This window comes from Parageobacillus sp. VR-IP, from assembly GCF_013357975.1.
GTDB lineage: Bacteria > Bacillota > Bacilli > Bacillales > Anoxybacillaceae > Saccharococcus > Saccharococcus caldoxylosilyticus.
Genome location: NZ_JABVYQ010000004.1, coordinates 103,704 through 122,397, shown reverse-complemented (window position 1 = coordinate 122,397; position 18,694 = coordinate 103,704). Strand labels below are relative to the sequence as shown.

18 protein-coding genes are annotated in these 18,694 nt (G+C 46.7%); all 18 read right to left on the bottom strand.

What is annotated here, in order from left to right:
• Positions 1 to 223: 223 nt before the first annotated feature.
• A complete protein-coding gene (locus HT574_RS11250; protein WP_175244680.1) occupies positions 224 to 1,141 on the bottom strand; it encodes a R2-like ligand-binding oxidase in 918 nt (305 codons plus the stop codon).
• Between the two features lie 102 nt (positions 1,142 to 1,243).
• On the bottom strand, positions 1,244 to 2,734 hold the full coding sequence (locus tag HT574_RS11245) for an aldehyde dehydrogenase family protein (RefSeq protein WP_175244679.1): 1,491 nt from the start codon (positions 2,732 to 2,734) through the stop codon (positions 1,244 to 1,246).
• A 102-nt stretch (positions 2,735 to 2,836) separates the two neighbouring features.
• Entirely contained in the window at positions 2,837 to 3,265 is a 429-nt protein-coding gene (locus HT574_RS11240) for a hypothetical protein (protein WP_175244678.1), read from the bottom strand.
• Between the two features lie 26 nt (positions 3,266 to 3,291).
• Positions 3,292 to 4,395: a Zn-dependent alcohol dehydrogenase gene (locus HT574_RS11235; RefSeq protein ID WP_175244677.1), complete on the bottom strand. Its 1,104-nt coding sequence runs from the start codon at positions 4,393 to 4,395 to the stop codon at positions 3,292 to 3,294.
• Positions 4,396 to 4,461: 66 nt separating this feature from the next.
• A complete protein-coding gene (locus HT574_RS11230) occupies positions 4,462 to 4,779 on the bottom strand; it encodes a hypothetical protein (RefSeq protein WP_175244676.1) in 318 nt (105 codons plus the stop codon).
• Between the two features lie 34 nt (positions 4,780 to 4,813).
• A complete protein-coding gene (locus HT574_RS11225) occupies positions 4,814 to 6,571 on the bottom strand; it encodes an ABC1 kinase family protein (RefSeq protein ID WP_175244675.1) in 1,758 nt (585 codons plus the stop codon).
• Positions 6,572 to 6,613: 42 nt separating this feature from the next.
• Positions 6,614 to 7,756: a thiolase family protein gene (locus HT574_RS11220; RefSeq protein WP_175244895.1), complete on the bottom strand. Its 1,143-nt coding sequence runs from the start codon at positions 7,754 to 7,756 to the stop codon at positions 6,614 to 6,616.
• 22 nt (positions 7,757 to 7,778) lie between these two features.
• Complete coding sequence (locus HT574_RS11215) at positions 7,779 to 8,621, bottom strand: SDR family NAD(P)-dependent oxidoreductase (RefSeq protein WP_017434965.1); 843 nt, start codon at positions 8,619 to 8,621, stop codon at positions 7,779 to 7,781.
• Between the two features lie 24 nt (positions 8,622 to 8,645).
• Positions 8,646 to 9,437 (bottom strand): enoyl-CoA hydratase/isomerase family protein, encoded by a 792-nt coding sequence (locus tag HT574_RS11210; RefSeq protein ID WP_017434964.1) that lies wholly within the window; start codon positions 9,435 to 9,437, stop codon positions 8,646 to 8,648.
• A gap of 87 nt (positions 9,438 to 9,524) precedes the next feature.
• Positions 9,525 to 10,742, bottom strand: coding sequence for an acyl-CoA dehydrogenase family protein (locus tag HT574_RS11205; protein ID WP_175244674.1), 1,218 nt, complete (start codon positions 10,740 to 10,742; stop codon positions 9,525 to 9,527).
• A complete protein-coding gene (locus HT574_RS11200; protein ID WP_175244673.1) occupies positions 10,739 to 11,884 on the bottom strand; it encodes an acyl-CoA dehydrogenase family protein in 1,146 nt (381 codons plus the stop codon). Before HT574_RS11200 ends, HT574_RS11205 begins: the two co-directional genes overlap by 4 nt.
• Positions 11,885 to 11,962: 78 nt before the next feature.
• Complete coding sequence (locus HT574_RS11195; protein WP_175244672.1) at positions 11,963 to 13,498, bottom strand: class I adenylate-forming enzyme family protein; 1,536 nt, start codon at positions 13,496 to 13,498, stop codon at positions 11,963 to 11,965.
• Between the two features lie 116 nt (positions 13,499 to 13,614).
• Positions 13,615 to 13,959: an SCP2 sterol-binding domain-containing protein gene (locus HT574_RS11190; protein WP_175244671.1), complete on the bottom strand. Its 345-nt coding sequence runs from the start codon at positions 13,957 to 13,959 to the stop codon at positions 13,615 to 13,617.
• Between the two features lie 151 nt (positions 13,960 to 14,110).
• Positions 14,111 to 14,635 carry a hypothetical protein gene (locus HT574_RS11185; RefSeq protein ID WP_175244670.1) on the bottom strand — a complete coding sequence of 175 codons (525 nt, stop codon included), beginning with the start codon at positions 14,633 to 14,635 and terminating at the stop codon, positions 14,111 to 14,113.
• Between the two features lie 483 nt (positions 14,636 to 15,118).
• Positions 15,119 to 16,312: an acetate kinase gene (locus tag HT574_RS11180; protein WP_175244669.1), complete on the bottom strand. Its 1,194-nt coding sequence runs from the start codon at positions 16,310 to 16,312 to the stop codon at positions 15,119 to 15,121.
• 223 nt (positions 16,313 to 16,535) lie between these two features.
• A complete protein-coding gene (locus tag HT574_RS11175; RefSeq protein WP_175244668.1) occupies positions 16,536 to 17,525 on the bottom strand; it encodes a class I SAM-dependent methyltransferase in 990 nt (329 codons plus the stop codon).
• 128 nt (positions 17,526 to 17,653) lie between these two features.
• Positions 17,654 to 18,154, bottom strand: a complete 501-nt coding sequence (gene tpx / locus HT574_RS11170) for a thiol peroxidase (protein ID WP_042407624.1) — start codon at positions 18,152 to 18,154, stop codon at positions 17,654 to 17,656.
• 78 nt (positions 18,155 to 18,232) lie between these two features.
• Complete coding sequence (gene ytfJ, locus HT574_RS11165) at positions 18,233 to 18,691, bottom strand: GerW family sporulation protein (protein WP_175244667.1); 459 nt, start codon at positions 18,689 to 18,691, stop codon at positions 18,233 to 18,235.
• Positions 18,692 to 18,694: the final 3 nt, after the last annotated feature.

Sequence of the window (18,694 nt, the reverse complement as noted above, 5' to 3'; positions counted from 1 at the left end):
GTTTAGAAAATCGGGCCATTCACGGAAACGTCCCTTCGAATCGCGAACTTTGGAAATGATGGAATCGGGAGGTTAGGAAAAGCCACCACCTCCCCCTTCCACCTGATTTGGCATGACTCTTCGAAATCTTGAATCAACGAAGTAATACTAGACGTCCGAAAATCAATATCATCGGCCCTCTCTCCGTACATTTTCATATCATCTATTTGTTTTCCAAAACGTTCTAGCTCTCTACCTCTGTCAGCGCTTTTTCAAGCTCATCAATACTGTCATATTTCTTCGCCCAGTCGATTTGTTTTTTCCGGATATGGAACTGTTTCACCGCATAGTTCTTTAACATGTCGTAGTCTACTTCTAGCATCCGTTTCGACGCTAACATCTTTTTTTGTTGTTCTCCTAACGACACTAAATATTCGACATAGCCGAAAGCATGCTCCCACAGTTCATCCATATAATCAATGAACACCTTATAATGGGCATCATTGCCGGCAACAAGCCGCTGAATCGTGTAAATGCCAAATTGGATATGACGCCCTTCGTCCATATTCAAGTAATCAATCCCTTGCAAAATCCCTGGAAACAACCCCGCTTTTTTAAAAATTTGCCGAAACGCATAGTACCCTGATTCCGCAAGGGTCCCTTCGACAATCATGTTATACACGGTGGCCGCCCGAATGACCGCTTCTGGAGAATCATCTGTATTCAAGCGGTTCATCGACTCCGGCAGCGCTTCGTAAAAAATCCGTTTGTAACTGTCATTATGGAAAACTGAAAGGTCCACATCACCGACGCCGACCGCTTGCTGCCAGCGGGAAAACATTTCCGCATGTTTCGCCTCGTCATGCAAAAAGGTAGTCAAAAACATCGTGTCTTCTAAACGGCCTTGGCGTGCCATCGCGTTAATCATCGGCAAAATATCTAGCGTCACCGCTTCTTCGCCAGCTGAAAAACCGGCGACAAGCGGCAATGAAGCGATTTTTTCTCCATCACTTAAACGTTGAAAATCTTCTTGGTCTTGGCTGAAGTCAATATCAGCCGGATTCCACTTTCCTTGTTTTTTCGCCTTTTCATACAATTTATACATTGGATGATCCCATTGGATCGTTCCTTTCACTGTTTGAAAACTTTCGTGGTAAAACATTTTTCCCCCTCCTATCATTTTGATATAGAAACGATAAAGTACATTCCAATCGTTTGTCTGTCCAGTGTAAACTTCCCATTTAAACCTTAACCTTGTATATGTTTAGAAAAACGTCATCGGTCGATCGTTCAAGTCGCAAATGACCGATTTCGTTTCCAAGTAACTATCGAGTGCCTGAACGCCTAACTCGCGACCAATGCCGCTCTGTTTATAGCCGCCAAATGGCAAGGTCGGAGAAAGCACTTGATAAGTATTAATCCATAATGTTCCACTTTTGATCCGCCGCGCCATGTTGAGCCCCCTTTTAATATCCCGTGTCCAAACCGCCGCCGCTAAGCCGTAAATCGTTTCATTGGCAATTTGTACGGCTTCATCATCGTCTTTAAACGGAATGACGCTCACAACGGGGCCGAAAATTTCTTCACAGGCAATCCGCATAGTCGGAGTAACGTCGGCAAAGACCGTCGGTTCGATAAAATAACCATCAGTGAGTCCTTCGGGCACACCGCCTCCTGTTAATAACGTCGCCCCTTCTTCTTGGCCGATCTCAATATATTGTAAGATTTTCTCATGTTGAGTTTTGCTGATGACGGGACCAAGGTCGTTTCGCATGTCAGTGCCAGGCCCGACTTTTAACTTTTTCGCCTTTTCTACCAACTTTTCAACGAATGAATCATAGACCGAATGATGAACCAAAATGCGGCTTCCCGCCTGACACACTTGCCCGGAATTATAAAAAACTCCAAACAGCGCACTTTTCGCTGCATCTTCGATATCGGCATCTTCGAATATAATGTTCGGTGACTTGCCGCCAAGTTCTAAAGATACGCGCTTAATATACGGAGCGGCCGCTTGTAAAATATGCCGGCCGGTTGCTGTTTCTCCGGTAAAGGCAATTTTCGGAATCCTCGGATGTTTGACGATCGCCTTTCCCGCCTCATCCTTCCCCGGGAGGACGTTCAGCACCCCTTCGGGAACACCCGCTTTCTGACACAACTCGGCCAGTTTTAATGCCGTTAACGGGGTTTCCGGCGCCGGCTTCAAAATCATTGTACACCCTGCCGCAAGGGCTGGTGCCACCTTCCATGTTGGCATAAGCAGCGGGAAATTCCATGGGGTAATTAACCCGGCAACACCAATCGGTTCTTTCGTCGTCCATGCCATATAATTCGGCGGTGCCCCGTTTAACGAAAACGGCAGCACGTCTCCTTGGGGCTGAATGACAAGTGAAGCAAAAAAGTCGAAACAATCGGCGGCCATCGGAATTTCCACGAACAACGCCATATTTAGCGGCATTCCGTTTTCGCGTGTCATTATGTGCGCCAACTCCATGTGGTGCTTACGGATTAAGTCAGCCACGTTCCGTAAAATTCTTCCCCGTTCAAGCGGAGGCATGGACAGCCACCTTCTGTCATGAAACGCCGCTTCAGCGCTTTTCACCGCCTCATCGACATCTCTCTCCCCCGCATTGGCGACACGCGCCGTGACTTTTCCTGTCGCCGGATCGATGACATCAAACGTTTCATCAGTCGCGGCCGGCCTCCATTCTCCATTCAAAAACAACCCGGCTTCTGTCGTTTCCATCGAAATCATTGCAATGTTCCACCCCAATGATTAATTTCGTATGAACGAGCAACGCATTTTTCCGCTTCCTATGAGGTCAAATTTGTGCAGAGGACCTACCCACATTTCGTTTTAGGCCAACAAATCTTCCCGGCCTAATTTCTTTAAATACTCGCGGTATGCCGGATAAATCGCATCCAATTGCGGCAACACTCTCAAGGCGTTGGTTAGCGGGCCTTGCACTTTAATTTGTTGGCGAGCTAGAGCCTGCTGCAAATCTAATTTTCCTAGCCAAAATTTATGGCCGACATCGGCGGTTTGTTCAAAAACAAGCTCCGGACGTAAATCATGATCCCCGCAAATCACTTTCAATCGGCCGTTCTCTTCCGCCCATGTAATCTTGCCTTCCGGTTTGTGAAACACGTATTGGACAAAGGCATCGTACCCTTCGGATATTTCGGTAGAGGAAATCATTTCCTTTGATTCTTCCCTTTCAGCAACCTCTTCAAAAAATCCCCCGAGTATGGCATACAATTCTTGTTCATCTTTAAATAACGGCATATGTTCAACCCCCATTTCATAACCGATCATTCAGCAAACCGAATGACGCCGCGGATGTTTTTTCCCGTCTTCAACGCTTCAAATCCTTCATTAATTTGATCCAATGAATAAATTTCGCTCACTAAAGGTTCCAGTTGTAATTTTCCGGCCGCATATAAATCGAGTAGTTTTGGATAATCGACCGGAGGATTCCCTTGCCCAAGCCAAGATCCGGTCAATGTTTTCGATTGAGAAGGCAAGGAAAACGCATTGACGGCAACGTTTTCGTTTGGCGCGGCAATGCCGACGATCACCGTTGTTCCGGTTTTTCTCGTGATGTTATACGCTTCAGCCATCGTCTCTGGCCGACCGATGGCTTCAAACGCATAATCCACACCATGGCCATCCGTTAAATCTAGTACGGCGCTGACAACATCTTCTTCACCGGCATTGATCGTATGCGTCGCCCCAAACGTTTTCGTCATGGCTAACTTTTCCGGCACAATGTCAATGGCAATAATTTGCTTAGCCCCGGACAAGGCGGCTCCTTGAATGACATTAAATCCAACGCCGCCGGCACCGATCACCGCCACCGTGCTTCCCGGCTCCACTTTCGCTGTCTTGATGACCGCGCCGACACCAGTCATGACGCTACAGCCGACAAGCGCCGCCAATTCAAACGGAACGTCGGCTCGAATCGGGATCGCTGCTCGTTCAGGAACGACCGTATACTCACTGAACGTTCCTATGGAAAGGAATTGGTAGACCGGCTTCCCACCAAGCGAAAAACGCGTCGTTCCATCAGGCATCGTTCCCATTGCTGTTAATTTAGCTGCTTTATCACACATGTCGGGCCGCCCGATTTGACAATAGTAGCACGTCCCGCACGATGGCACCCAGTTTAGCACAACGTGATCGCCAGCTTTCACACTCATAACTCCTTCACCAACAGCATCGACCACTCCGGCCCCTTCATGGCCGAGAACGATCGGCACCGGCAATGGCAAATGGGCATTAACAACATGCAAATCGCTATGGCAAATGCCGGCCGCTTTCATTTTCACCCGAACTTCGCCCTTGCGGGGCGGTTCAAGTTCGACATGTTCAATTCGCAGTTGTTCACCATAATGGTGTAGGACAGCTGCTTTCAATCCTTTCCCCCCTTTTTTCCGTCATGAAAAACAATCGATTGCTTTCTCGTTGTCATCACGGTTGTTTTACAGTTTTTCTAATTCCTCCACTTTTCGTCTGTCCTCATGGCGCAAGGCGTTCAAATACGCTTCCCACTGTTCTTTCAAAGCCGCTCTCATTCTTAAAAGCCCGATAACAAGCGGCCGTGTCGAATGATCATTCAAAAATACTTCTCTCAACACATCGTTAATGTCTTCTTTCTTTCCCGGAATGCCGTGATCTCTGCCGTATAACAAATGCTCTTCTAAAATCCGTTGAATTTGCGGATTTCCAGGGCCGCCGCTTTGCCGATAAAACGCCGAAATTCGTTGCGACATCGTGGCCATTTTCCGTTCTTCTTTCAATGTCGCTCCACCTCCTTCTATGAAAAGATGGACGTTAAAACAACGATCGATGTTTTCTTGTACGGAACAAGCGCCAAATCAGGAAGATAACGAGAATGATTGAGACGGTCAATCCGACGTTGGCAATCGTTTCCTTACTCATCCATAGAAATGTCCCGTTCGGAATGCTCGAGATAATGAAACCGCTTGCAACAATAATGGCAAACGTGACAAGCGCCAATGCCAACCGATTCGCTATTTGGTTTAATATATTGCGGATCACCGGATCAGGTTGGATTTGCATATTGAGCCGCAATTTATTATCCGCCAAAATTTCCATCACTTTATTGAAGCGGCGTGGGAATGTCGCCACCATTTCAGACGACTCAGCTAACAAACTGGCGTTGGCTCGAAAATTAAATCGCTTGCTAAGTATACTTTTCAAAATAGGGATTTCATAAGCCTCGACAACTTGGCCGTAAGAGATTTCCGGGCAAATCCAACGCGCTGTTCCTTCTGTCGCGGAAAACCCTTTTGCCCATAGCGCCAAACCGTTCGGAATTTTGCAATAGTTTTTGATTCCGATGGATATCGCTTCGAGTACGAGACGGCCATAATTATAACGAGAGCTTCCTTGATGGGCGGAGACGTAATTCAAAACAAGTGTCCTTAATTCGTCTTTTACTTTGACAACATCGGTATAAATCGTCGGGGTCACGAGCTCCATAAACACTTCAGCGGCATCTTCGGCTTGGTTTAACTGGATATGCATAATCACCCGCATCAAAATTTGCGTCATAATGCTGTCTATGCGTCCGGTCATTCCCCAGTCAATGATGACCGCTTTTTTCGTATGTTTATTGATCATGATGTTCGATCCGTGGGCATCGGCATGGTAATGGCCGTCTAGCATCGTTTGAACGTAATGATGGACGAGATCGATCATAATTTTTACCCGTTCTTCAAAGGTGAAAAAGTCAACCGGGAAATCTTTAATAAGCCATCCATCAATGTATTCCATGATTAGAACGTTTTTCGTCGCCTCGTACACTTCAGGAACGTCAACATATTCTGATTTTTTTCCGTATTTTTTCTTCATCTCCCTCATTTTTCGGGCTTCTTCCATCATGTCCAACTCATCCATCGCACTGCTGTAATAGTCTTGAACCAATTCTCTGAAATCGAGCGCCGCTTGCAGTTCGGGCGGTAAACGTTTTTGCAGCCACGACGCCATCTTCTTAATGACAATAATGTCGGTTTGAAACAGTTTCTCTACAGTAGGGCGCACAACTTTCAACGCTACCGTTGGCCCGCCTTTCAATTTGGCCTTATACACTTGGGCGAGCGAAGCCGAACCGAGAGGCTCTTCATCAATCCATTCAAACGTGTTCGCCCCGTCGGGAAGTTCCTTCTCGATGATATATTGAATCTTGGAAAACTCGATTGGCGGCACTTTATCTAATAATTTCTCCAATTCAAGGGTAATCGGTTCGGGCAATAAATCTTGGCGGGTCACTAACACTTGGCCGAGCTTGATAAACGTTGGTCCTAACTCTTCAAAAGCCAACCTCAATCGTTTCCCGATTTTCCGCAAGTATTCGTTTTCGTGTTGGCTGAGTTTTCGTTTCCCAGCCAATTTTTTGGCCATTACATCTTTGATGAGCATACCTAAGCCGTTTTTGGCAAAGACGGAAATAATTTTCCGACTCCGCTTTCCTATGGTAATCTCCGCAATTTCCTTCTCAATGGCTTCGCCGACTGCCGATAAGGCCGAGAGACACTCTGGACCTGTCTTTTCGACGGAAGCGTTCAAACCGCATCCCTCCCTTCCTGTCTATTCATGCGCTCTCGACCGTTACAATCTCTCAATGATCGTTGCCGTCGCCATGCCAAAACCGATGCACATTACTTGCAGCCCGTATTTCCCGTCCATATCTTCCAATTGATGAAGTAATGTCGTCTGAATGCGCGCCCCACTCGCGCCGAGCGGATGCCCAAGCGCAATAGCTCCGCCCCGCGGATTGACCTTTCTCATGTCTGGCTCAAGTTCACGTTCCCACGCTTTGACGACAGAAGCGAACGCTTCGTTCACTTCGATGACGTCCATTTGCTCCAAAGTGAGCCCCGCTTTATGTAATACTTTCCGTGTAGCGGGAATAATCCCCGTTAACATCATCACTGGATCTTCGCCGACCACCGCCCGGGCGACGATGCGCGCCCGCGGCTTAAGACCGAGCGCTTTTGCTTTTTCTTCTGACATGAGCAGCAGCCCCGCTGCCCCGTCGCTTACTTGGCTGGAATTTCCTGCTGTCACCACACCGCTGTTCGGCTGGAACGACGGCGTCAGTCCGGCTAATTTCTCCATTGACGTATCTCTGCGAATTCCTTCATCTTTATCAAAAATGAACAGTCCGTCTTCCCCTTTCACCTCGATCGGGATAATTTCCCGTTGAAACCACCCTTTATCGGTCGCCTCTGCCGCTTTTTGATGGCTTTGAAGCGAAAATTCATCCAATTCCTCGCGGGAGAGGTTCCATTTTTTCGCGATCATTTCAGCGGATATCCCTTGTGGGACAATGTTGTACTTACTCGTTAAGTTTTTGCTAAATCTTCCCATATCACTTCCCATCGGTACTCTTGTCATGCTTTCCACACCGCAAGCGATTGCAATATCGATATCGCCAGCGAGAATGGCTTGTGCCGCTGTATGAATAGCTTGCTGGCTCGAGCCGCACATGCGATTTAGCGAAAAAGACGGCACTTCCACTGGAAATCCAGCCGCAAGTACGGCTTGCCGTCCAATGTTTCCGCCTTGCTCCCCCGTCATCGTGACACATCCGACGACTACATCTTCCACGGAACCCGCTTCAATTCCGTTTCGTTGTACGAGTGCCTGAAGAACTGGAACAAGCAAATCAACCGGATGCATGTTCGATAAGGAACCTTTGCGGCGGCCGATGGCCGTACGTACAGCGTCGACAATCACGACTTCTGGCATCATATCCTCCTCCTTTCTCCTGTTAAAATGTAAACAGCTCGATGCCCCCAGACACATTCAATCCAATCCCCGTGATATATTTCGCTTTGTCGGAACAGAGGAAGGTGATGGCATTGGCAATATCCTCCGGTTCTCCGGGACGCTTAAACGCCGTCCGTTGAATCATTCGTTCGTTCATTTTTGGATTGCCCATGCGGAACGCTTCTGTATTAATGATCCCGGGGACAATGGCATTGACCGTAATCCCGTAGCGCGCTCCTTCCAACGCCATACTTTTCGTAAAGCTGAGCAACGCACCTTTTGTCGCGGAATAGCTGGCTTGGCCGAATCCGCCAAGCGTTCCGGCGACCGAAGACATATTGATAATCCGGCCCCACCCCTGTTCTTTCATGTACGGCCACACCGCTTTCGTACAGTTATACGCCCCGGTTAAATTCACCTTTAAATCGCGTTCCCATAAATCATCGTTTTGCTTTTCAATTTGGGAAATATGGTCGAGTGTCCCGGCATTGTTAACAAGAATATCAATCGATCCGAACTCTTCTTTCACTCTCGCAAATACTTCTTTCACTTGTTCGCGGTCCGTCACATCCATCTTGATCGCTAAGGAACGGCGGCCCATGGCTTGAATTTCTTTTGCAGTTTTCTCGGCATACACGACTTTCGTGCTGTGCATCACTTGCGACAACGGCCCGTATTTTTGTGCCATGGCTCGGCTTTCCTCATCCGATTCAATAAGTATGTCGGTAATGACGACATCGGCTCCCGCTTCGGCTAGCGCTAAGGCGTCCGCACGGCCGATCCCGCGGGAGGCTCCCGTCACTACCGCGACTTTTCCTTTCAATAACTCAGCCCAAGAAGACATCTTCATCCCACCCCTTTTCAATGATTAGCGGAGAAATTGAGGTTTTTTCTTTTGGAAAAACGCCGCCAGCCCAATAGCGGGTTCTCCCGTCTTGAATGTTTCGGCAAAGGCACGCGCTTCCACGCTAAACCCGTCCTCAGACAGCCCTTCTGCCGCATGAATGGCCCGTTTGGCGAACCCCATGGCTTTGACTGCTCCTTCAGCGAGCTGCTCCGCAAACGCCGTCGTTTCTTCCACGAGCTTCTCTGGAGTTGTCACCTTGTTAATTAATCCGATTTGCAACGCTTCTTCAGGATCCAACCTTTTCGCCGTAAAAATGAGTTCGGTGGCTTTCGCGCGTCCTAACAATCGCGTCATTCGCTGTGTACCACCCGCTCCCGGAATCAAACCGAGCGACACTTCTGTCAGGCCAATTTTCCCTTTTGACATGATGCGGAAATCGCAAGCTAATGCCAGTTCGCAGCCTCCGCCTAACGCATGGCCGTTGATCGCAGCAATAACCGGTTTCGGCAAGGTAGCCAAACGGTCGAAACATCGTTGCATACGTGCACTTTGCTCGGCAATGCCAGCTTCATTCCCAGCGTATCGGCTACCGCTTTGGATCATCGCTTTTAAGTCCGCCCCAGCCACAAATGTCTTTTCGTGGGCAGATGTAATGACAACCACACGTACAGAAGGGTCCGCCTCAAGCTCATCTGCTGCACGTTCCAAATCGCGCATCAATTGTTCGCTGACGGCATTAGCCGGAGGATTGTCGATGACAACCCAGGCGACTCCTTTCTCTCTTCGATCAATGTGAATCGTTTCGTAAGACAACTTTTTTCCTCCTTTTCAAAATAACAGGTTCGAACAGCAAAAGCCCGGCCATCCTGCTTCAATGAATTGGTTTGCCTTCCTCTACGTTTAAACGTGCACTCCATAAGGAGCATAAAGACGGCGTGCTGTCACTAAACGTTGGATTTGCTGCGTCCCTTCGAAAATATCGAATACTTTGACGTCCCGGTACAATTTTTCCACGAGATGCCCGTCGAGACCGATCGGGCCGAGTAATTCCAGACATTTCGAACAAACATCGAGCGCCATTTTGCCAGCTACCGCCTTGCATATCGCTGCTTCCATGGCGTTCGGCTGGCCGATATCCGCTTTCCAAGCCGCCTCCCAAGTGAGAAGGCGCGCCGCATCAATATCTTGCTCCGCTTCGGCCAACAGTTCCGCCGCTTCGTAATAGAGCCGTCCTTGCTTCGGATATTCTTTTCTGACTAAATCAACGGTATATTCATACGCGGCGCGGGCAATGCCAATCGCCATCGCGGCCACGATTGGACGCGTGCTGTCAAATGTTTTCATGGCCACTTGGAACCCGGACGGCTTATTGCCGCTTGTGTTGTACAATTCTTCGCCACCGAGCAAGTTTTCCTGAGGGACAAAACAATTTTCAAACAACAATTCCGCCGTCTCATTCGCGCGCAAGCCCATTTTATGAACAAGACGGGTGCAGCTGAATCCAGGTGTGCCTTTTTCGACCACAAAGGCTCGATGTCCAGCACGTCCCATGTTGGGGTCGATCGTCGCAAACACCACGACCCAAGAGGCACGGGCACCGTTTGTAATAAAAATTTTTTGACCGTTCAACACGTACCCCCCATCCACCTTTCGGGCGGTAGTACGGATCCCCGATACGTCGGAACCGGCTTCGGGTTCCGTCAGTGCGTAAGCTCCCCAACGCGGCTCGTCTTTCGTAAATATGGACAGAAACCGCTCCTTTTGTTCGGGTGTACCGCTGCTTTGGACCGGGGGACCGCCAAGGCCTGCTCCCGGAAGAGATAACGTAATCGCCGGACATCCCCACGCCAACTCCTCAGTGGCGATGACCGCCATCCGATTTGCTTCCTTCTCCGATTTCTTTCCGTTTTTTTCTCCCGTTTTCGCCGTTCTTCCCCCGCCGCTAAAGGAAGAAGTGTTGAGATGGATCCCCATTTTGTTCACTTTATTCAACCACTCATCGGGCACCTTCCCTAACCGATCCGCTTCCATGGCGATCGGGCGAATTTCATGTTTGGCGAACCAGTGGACCAATTCTTTGATTTGCTTTTGCTGTGGCGACAGTTCGAATGAAATCATTGGGCGACCCTCTCTTTCTGTCTGTTCATGATTTGTTCACCGCGGCGGACCAACAAATCTCTTTCCCTACCATATAAAGCCACCTGCGCTTGTGCGTCCCTCATCCACTTTTCCACCGGATACTCTTGCACATACCCATGCCCGCCGAGCATTTGTACGGCACAATCGGTCACATGCCGAAGAGAACGATGAGCACGAGATAATGCTCGCAAGGCATGGCCTTCCGCGTCGCTTGCTTGTTCATCCACTTTGATCGCCGCCTGCCAGACGAGGTGCTTCGCCGCCTTAAATTCAAAAGCCATTTCGGCAATCGTGAAGGAAACCCCTTGAAATTTGGCAATTTCCTGGCCAAACGCTTGGCGTCCTGCGGTATATTCGATGGCGTAATTTAATGCCGCTTCCATTAATCCAACTTCTTTGGCGGCTTCGAGTACACGAAGGCGCTGTTGAACGTTTGCAATCAGTTCACTTGCTTCCTTTCCGCGAGCAATGACTTGTTCCGCACCAACATGGACATCAGGAAAGTGCAACCGGCCAAGTCCAGCTGCGAGTAATCCTAAACGAAAGTCTCCTTTTAACACTTCCCAATGTTTATTTTCCAACCATAAAACAACGCATTCACCTTTCGAATCGACAGCAGCAATAAGGACGTATTCAGCGGATGTGGCCAAACGAACCGGCTGCGATGTCCCTTTGACAATGTATTCGCTGCCATTTGCACGAATGTCGAGTTCCGACGCCCAAGGGGCGTCCCTATCCGTTGCATCAATGAAAGCCACACTCGGCCAACAACCGTTCCGACCGGATGATTTGTACGATTGAAGCAACGGATGATCCGGTTGAAGGCGGATAAATGACGCCGCATCTCCTGGTCCCGACAGTCCTTGAACAATCCCTAAATCCCCGTAACTCAATGCCTGTAAAATTTGCACTTGAGAAATTAACGGCAGTTCAAGTCCTCCCCAGCTTTCCGGAAGTTCAAGGGTCAAAAATCCTAATTCCCCAACCATTTTTATAATAGAAGCGCTTACAGAACGGTTCGCTTCACACTCCCTTGCCGCTGGACGAATATGTTCAACAGCGAAGTTTCTTGCTAAATCATAAAACGCTTGTTCTTCATCGGTAGGATGAAACGAGATCAAATCATTCTCCTCCTTAACTTCCGACGTTCCCGAATAATATTGTTAATATTCAGAAATTATCAGGCCAAAAATGCCTTTTTATGTTTGCGTAGCTGTCTCAAATTCCTTTGCCCATTCGCGAAGTTTCTTTTTATCGATTTTTCCGATTAAATTTTTCGGTAAGTATCCGACGATTTTGATGAATCGCGGACTTTTATGTTTCGCGACTTTCTTTTGGCAAAACTCTATTAATTCTTCTTTTGTCGTTTGTGCACCCTGGCGGAGCACGACATAAGCGGCCACTTCTTCGCCCATTCTAGGAGACGGTACGCCGACAACGCCGGCTTCGACGACGTCAGGATGAACCATGAGCAATTCCTCGAGATCGCGCGGATAAATATTAAATCCGCCGCGAATAATCACATCCTTTTTCCGGTCAACGATAAATACATAGCCTTCCTCGTCGATCCGGGCCATATCGCCGGTGTAAAGCCACCCATCCCGAAGAATTTCCCGGCTTTCTTCTTCCTTGCCGTAGTAACCTTTAAAAACATTCGGGCCGGAAACAATCAATTCCCCAACTTCATTGGGCGGAAGGCGATAGCCGTTTTCATCGACGACGGCGACTTCAATTCCCGGCAACGGCAATCCGACGGAACCGGGCTTTATCGGTTTCGATGGGTCAGTGGCTGTAACGATCGGAGCTGCCTCGGACAGCCCGTATCCTTCTAAGATGATACAGCCAAATTTTCGCTGGAAATCGTGCGCCAGCTGTTTCGGAAGAGACGCCGAACCTGAAACACAGACAATAAAGCTCGACGTATCATACTTGTCGGCATCAGGATGATGATACAAGGCGTGAAACATCGCCGGCACCATCGCTGAATGCGTCACTTTATATTTTTCAATGGCTTCTAGCACTTTCACGGGATCAAAATAAGGCAAAAGTACAATTTTATCACCTAATAAAAGCGCGACATTCATCATCGTAAAACCGAAAGCGTGGGAAAACGGCAACACCCCAAGCGCCACACGTTCTTCTCTCAATTGTAAAATTTGCGCTGTTTTCGATGCCGCTTCCGCATTGGAATACAAGTTTTTATGCGTCAACACCACCCCTTTTGGATTCCCTGTTGTCCCTGCTGTATACAGCAAGGCCGCCTCATCTTCTTCATAGATAGGTACATTTGGCGCAGCCGTCGGGGCATTTTCTATTTCCTTCCATAAAGAGTAGGGGGAATCGTGCCGATCCAATGTGAAGATTTTTGGTGGTGCCGATAAATTATAAACCGCCTCCTTCACCTTCGCCAAAAGCAGATCGGTGGTCAAAACAATTTTTGGCTGGCAATCTTGCAAAATATAATGAATTTCCTGCGCTTGCAAAAGAGGCATCACGGGAACGACTACGGCGCCTGCCTTAATAATCCCGCTAAACGCGATGACGACTTCAGGACAGTTCGGCATCGTGACAACCACGCGGTCCCCGCGTTCCACCCCCAACTCGATCAACGTATGCGCTAACTGGGAGGAAAGCTCATCGCAGTACGTATTCGTATATTCTTCACCCTCAAAAATGAGAACGGGATACATGCCGAATTTTTCGATATTATCAGACCAAATGTTTCTTAAATTCATTCCACGTCTCTCCTCAATGAGATTCATGTATAAGAAACCAGATGCCGGACATTTGATATGCTTTGAAGCTCAAGCCACCAGCTTCTTCCCGGCTTCTGGTTCTGCCCTTTCACCATTTACTGTTTGGCGTGGTTGTAGGCTGACAACACTTCTTGAAGCCGTAAAGCAAGGCCCATGTCTCCGTCGATTCTGAGCTTTCCGCTCATAAAGGCTTCTGTCCCGTTTAATTCTCCTTCCACCAATTTTTTAAAATCGTTCGAATCGATGGTGAGCGTACAATCGGACGCTTCCCGTTCGCCTTCGACAACAGAACCTGCATCAGGGCGAAGAATCACTTGGTAAACGCCAGCTTCTTCCCCGCTTAAGTTGAACTGATAGACGGCGACAATCCCATCAGCTCGAGAAGGATCCTCCTTGAGCTGCGAATCGATCATTTGAAAAATTTCTTTAACGGTTGTCATTGGATTCCCTCCTAAATTATTTAAATTATTTTCATGTTGGTTATAGTGTAAAGCATTTAGAATAATACTAGTATTCCGAAAAAAGTCGGAGTTTTTTTTCGCAAACTCCCGTTCCCCCCGATATTTATACGTATTTTCCTTTGTGGCCATGTTATCTCTTCCGCGATGAAAACAAGAGAGAAAGCAACCGTTGTTCGCCGATAAGTTCCAAGTAGCGGGGATATAAAGCAAAAGCGGGCATAATACTGTGCAGCATTTGTAACGCTTTCTTTTTCGACCCATTCACCTTTATTTTTCCCGTCATTAACGCTAGGGGGACATTTACATTTCCTCCCCAAAATTGATGCGCTATATCTCCCGTTGTTTTGACGGATACATCCAGTGATTTGATCGATTCACCAAGGTAAACCGTATAATTTCCCCCCTTTTTCGGCTGTCTGGCATCAATACAAATAAGAGCATTCGGTTGAGTAATTTCAAATTCAATGGCTATCCTAGATCTTCGAATTTTTTCGCCGATTTGATTCACTTGATCGACCTCATCACTATTTTCGTAATATGCTGGGCTATGTCCCCACCATTGCCTCAATTCCTGAATCGTTCTTGGACGGGAAGGGATCTTCATAAACTCGCCCACTACCCGATAAAAATGTTCCGCATCCTGAAAAACCGGCATGTCTTTTCCAACTCCTTCAATGGATTAAATCGTAATAGACAGTATGAAAGCATCTTTACGTACCTATTAAACTATTTTAAAAATGGTGCCTTTGCAACCCGTGGATTGAAGGGATTATCAAGATCAATTGGGATGATCCCCTCACTTTGGCGTAGTGAGACTGTGCTGCATTTGATATTTCGGTCACCGAAAATGAAGTGAGCACGTTTCGGATTGTAATCGTTTTTCTAATCTGTACGTACATACAATATTAGAATTTAGAAAATAAAGCCTTCGTTTTCTTAACCCATTTCCTAAAACAACTAAATACACAGCAAGGACAGCGGGCAGCTTTCGCTTTTGTCCTCTATTGACATGTTTTCGCTTTTTTAGTAGCAAAGAAAAAAGCAACCTTTTTTCATGTATTTTGAACATGAAAAAGGTTGCTTTAAAAATTTAGATCTTCATTAGATTTAGGTCATGTTTTTGCAAAACAAATCCATATTAAGCAATATTAGCCAATCTGACAACATCCCGCGCGATCATGACTTCTTCGTTTGTCGGGATGACCAATACTTTGACCGGGGAGTGCGGATAGCTAATGAACGCTTCCTTGCCGCGCACTTTATTCAACACTGGATCCCAATATACGCCCATAAATTCGAGGCCTCGCAGCACTTTCGCACGGATGACCTCACTGTTTTCACCGATGCCGGCGGTGAAGATGATCGCATCGACGCCGCACATGCGCGCCGCATAAGAGCCGATATATTTATGAATGCGGTTAGCGAACACTTCGAGCGCCAATTCCGCGCGTTCGTTTCCTTCGGCCGCCGCTTTTTCGAGGTCGCGCAAATCGCTCGACAGTCCGGAAATACCGAGCATGCCGCTCTTCTTATTTAACACTTCAATCACTTCTTCGGCAGTCATTCCTGTTTTTTCCATAATATATGGGATTAGGGCTGGGTCAATATTTCCGGAACGGGTACCCATCGCAACACCGGCAAGCGGCGTAAAGCCCATCGACGTATCGATCGATTTTCCGCCTTCGACCGCCGCGATGCTGGCGCCGTTGCCAAGATGGCAGGAAATGAGACGAAGCTGTTCAATCGGCCGACCAAGCAATTCAGCGGCTCGTTGTGTTACATATTTATGAGATGTGCCGTGAAATCCATATTTGCGAATACCGAACTTTGTATAGTATTCGTACGGTAGACTGTATAAAAATGATTGTTCTGGCATGGTTTGATGGAACGCCGTATCAAACACGGCCACAGCCGGCACATTTGGAAGCACTTCTTGAAACGCTTTAATGCCGACAATGTTTGCCGGATTATGAAGGGGAGCAAGCTCCGATACTTCTTCAATTTGCTTGAGCACTTCATCCGTAATCAGCACTGAATCGCTGAATTTCTCACCGCCGTGAACGACACGGTGGCCGATTCCATCAATTTCATCAAACGAACGGATAATGCCATAGCGGATGAGCTTATCAAGCAGCATCTTCACCGCTACAGCATGGTTTGGAATCGCTGTTACTTCCTGAATTTTCTCTCCGTTTATCGTAATCGTAAAAATCGCATCATTAAAGCCGATTCGTTCGACAATTCCTTTCGTTAACACCGTTTCACTCGGCATCTCAAACAATTGAAACTTTAATGACGAACTACCGGCGTTAATTGCTAACACCTTTGCCATTTTTTAACAGCTCCTTTTATACTTAACATGTTGTTACCATTAGTTTATTCGGTTTTGTATTATTTCACTATACCTTTTTCATTGTATGCTTGTTCGCCCTTTCTTTTCAAGCAAGTTCTTTGCTGTAATCGGTTGCAAATTTATGTTTTTATCTTTTGAAAATATAAATAGTTACTATCTTTCGAAAATAAAAACAGTTCCCGTCATGTACCGGGAACTGTTTTTATTTTCCTTTTTCTTCTGTAATCCATTCATCGATTTTTTTCATCATCGCCTGCATCGCCTGTTTATTGGAGAAACGAGGAAGTTCCACTAATAACGCTTTTTTCGGTGCTTTTACGTTTTCCCCTTTCTTTTGCAAAATAAAAATGCTTTTTGCCGCTTGTTCTGTTTTGAACATCGATAGCGGTAGTTGCAACAGCCCTTGAATCACCGCATGCTCTTTAATAAATTCATGCAATTTTGCCGCCTGGTCGCTTGAAAATAATGTATTTGGAATTAAGAAAAATAAGTAACCACCTTCTTTGGTATAATACAAGCTTTGCTCAATGAACAAATGGTGGGCGTATGAATGCCCTTCTTCTGCTTTTAATACAAAGCGAGAAGCGTTTTCTTTATTCGGATAATAACCAACAGGCAAATCGCACACGACTACATCAGCAAGCTCTACAAATAGCGGCTGCAAACCATCTTGATTAAAAAGCTGAATCGCGTGTTTTTGCAAATTCGCGTTCACATATGCTAGCTTAATTAATACATCATCCACATCCACACCGTAACTTTTCGTTTGCTTTCCTTTAAGGTGGTTAAGCACCGTTGTCAGCAAATTTGCGGTGCCGACTGCAGGATCAAGAATAGTAAGGGCAAGATGTTTGCGGGTAAATTGATTGACTAAATAGCTCATAAATAAACTAACCGCATCCGGGGTCATCTGATGATGCGGTTGTGTATACTCCTTCATTCCTTTTAACACCGCTAGCTGAAAAGCTTTGCGAATTTCTTCATTTGTAAAACGCTCTAACTGTATGTCTGTATATTGTTTTTTTAGACGTTTCGCGTTTACTTCGCTCACTTCTTCTTGAAGAACATCGCCGTGAAACACGTTTTCTCCCGTTTCCGCCACTGCTTCTAAATAAGTGCATTGTAATTCATCTTGCAAGATTTTGGCCGTTTCGTCGAATAATGTAAACAAGCGCTCTACTGGAGTTGCCATTGTTCCTCCACCTTTCCGTAAGTGTCCAATACTTTATTGTACGATGCGCACAATCCAATAGCAAGAAGGATATACAAACATGCGTGGATAAAACACGAAAAGACCTCGAACGAGTCGAGGTCTTTTCTTTATTTTGCTGATTTTGCCGCTTCAATTGCTGCTTCGTAATTTGGATGGTTCGTTACTTCCGGCACATACTCGACGTAAGTGACGATGTCATTGCTGTCAATGACAAATACTGCGCGCGCCAATAAACGCAATTCTTTAATGAGTACGCCGTACGCTTGTCCAAACGAAACATCGCGATGGTCAGAAAGCACTTGCACGTTTTCCACCCCGGCTGCCCCGCACCAGCGTTTTTGCGCAAACGGCAAATCCACGCTAATCGTTAATACTTTTACGTTGTCTAATTTCGCTGCTTCTTCGTTAAACCGGCGTGTTTGCGTATCACAAACTCCTGTATCGAGCGACGGCACCACGCTGATCAAGCGAACATGCCCTTTCGTATCCGCAAGCGTCACTTCGGATAAATTTTGATCCAATACGGTAAAGTCAGGTGCTTTATCTCCCACTTTTACTTCATTGCCGACCAACGTTACCGGTTTTCCTTTAAATGTCACTTGTGCCATTGGCTTTCCCCCTTAAAATATTATGTACTACTGTCATCATAAAGGGGATACCAAAAAATTTCAATGATTTTGATTTATTTAAATGTCAAGATCATTAGTTGGCGATGATCTTTCTGCACCATTTTTATTTTTCTTTAACATTGCTTGAATTTTTTCAATTGCCTGCGGCGCGACATCAAGAATTTTTTCATATAAATGCGTGCTCTCGTCAAGATGAAGCAGCTTGACCCCGGATGAGTTTACCACTAAAAATGCAATCGGAGTAATAGACACGCCGCCGCCGCTTCCGCCGCCAAACGGATGTTCATCTGTTTGATTTTGACTTGCTCCTTGTTGTGCTCTAGCGCCATTACTTTTTCCGTCGATCATAAATTCGCTTCCGCCTGCCGCAAATCCAAATCCTACTTTCGAAACGGTTAAAATAACGCTCCCGTCCGGTGTTTCCACAGGGTCGCCGATAATCGTATTGACGTCAATCATTTGTTTTAAGTTTTCCATTGCGGTTGTCATAAGCCCCTGAATCGGATGATTACTCATGCC

Coding starts and splice junctions, on each gene's coding strand:
- HT574_RS11250 (WP_175244680.1), bottom strand. CDS start 1,141: ATGTTTTACCACGAAAGTTTTCAAACAGTGAAAGGAACGATCCAATGG.
- HT574_RS11245 (WP_175244679.1), bottom strand. CDS start 2,734: ATGATTTCGATGGAAACGACAGAAGCCGGGTTGTTTTTGAATGGAGAA.
- HT574_RS11240 (WP_175244678.1), bottom strand. CDS start 3,265: ATGCCGTTATTTAAAGATGAACAAGAATTGTATGCCATACTCGGGGGA.
- HT574_RS11220 (WP_175244895.1), bottom strand. CDS start 7,756: ATGCCAGAAGTCGTGATTGTCGACGCTGTACGTACGGCCATCGGCCGC.
- HT574_RS11215 (WP_017434965.1), bottom strand. CDS start 8,621: ATGTCTTCTTGGGCTGAGTTATTGAAAGGAAAAGTCGCGGTAGTGACG.
- HT574_RS11205 (WP_175244674.1), bottom strand. CDS start 10,742: ATGATTTCATTCGAACTGTCGCCACAGCAAAAGCAAATCAAAGAATTG.
- HT574_RS11195 (WP_175244672.1), bottom strand. CDS start 13,498: ATGAATTTAAGAAACATTTGGTCTGATAATATCGAAAAATTCGGCATG.
- HT574_RS11190 (WP_175244671.1), bottom strand. CDS start 13,959: ATGACAACCGTTAAAGAAATTTTTCAAATGATCGATTCGCAGCTCAAG.
- HT574_RS11185 (WP_175244670.1), bottom strand. CDS start 14,635: ATGCCGGTTTTTCAGGATGCGGAACATTTTTATCGGGTAGTGGGCGAG.
- HT574_RS11180 (WP_175244669.1), bottom strand. CDS start 16,312: ATGGCAAAGGTGTTAGCAATTAACGCCGGTAGTTCGTCATTAAAGTTT.
- HT574_RS11175 (WP_175244668.1), bottom strand. CDS start 17,525: ATGGCAACTCCAGTAGAGCGCTTGTTTACATTATTCGACGAAACGGCC.
- tpx (WP_042407624.1), bottom strand. CDS start 18,154: ATGGCACAAGTGACATTTAAAGGAAAACCGGTAACGTTGGTCGGCAAT.
- ytfJ (WP_175244667.1), bottom strand. CDS start 18,691: ATGAGTAATCATCCGATTCAGGGGCTTATGACAACCGCAATGGAAAAC.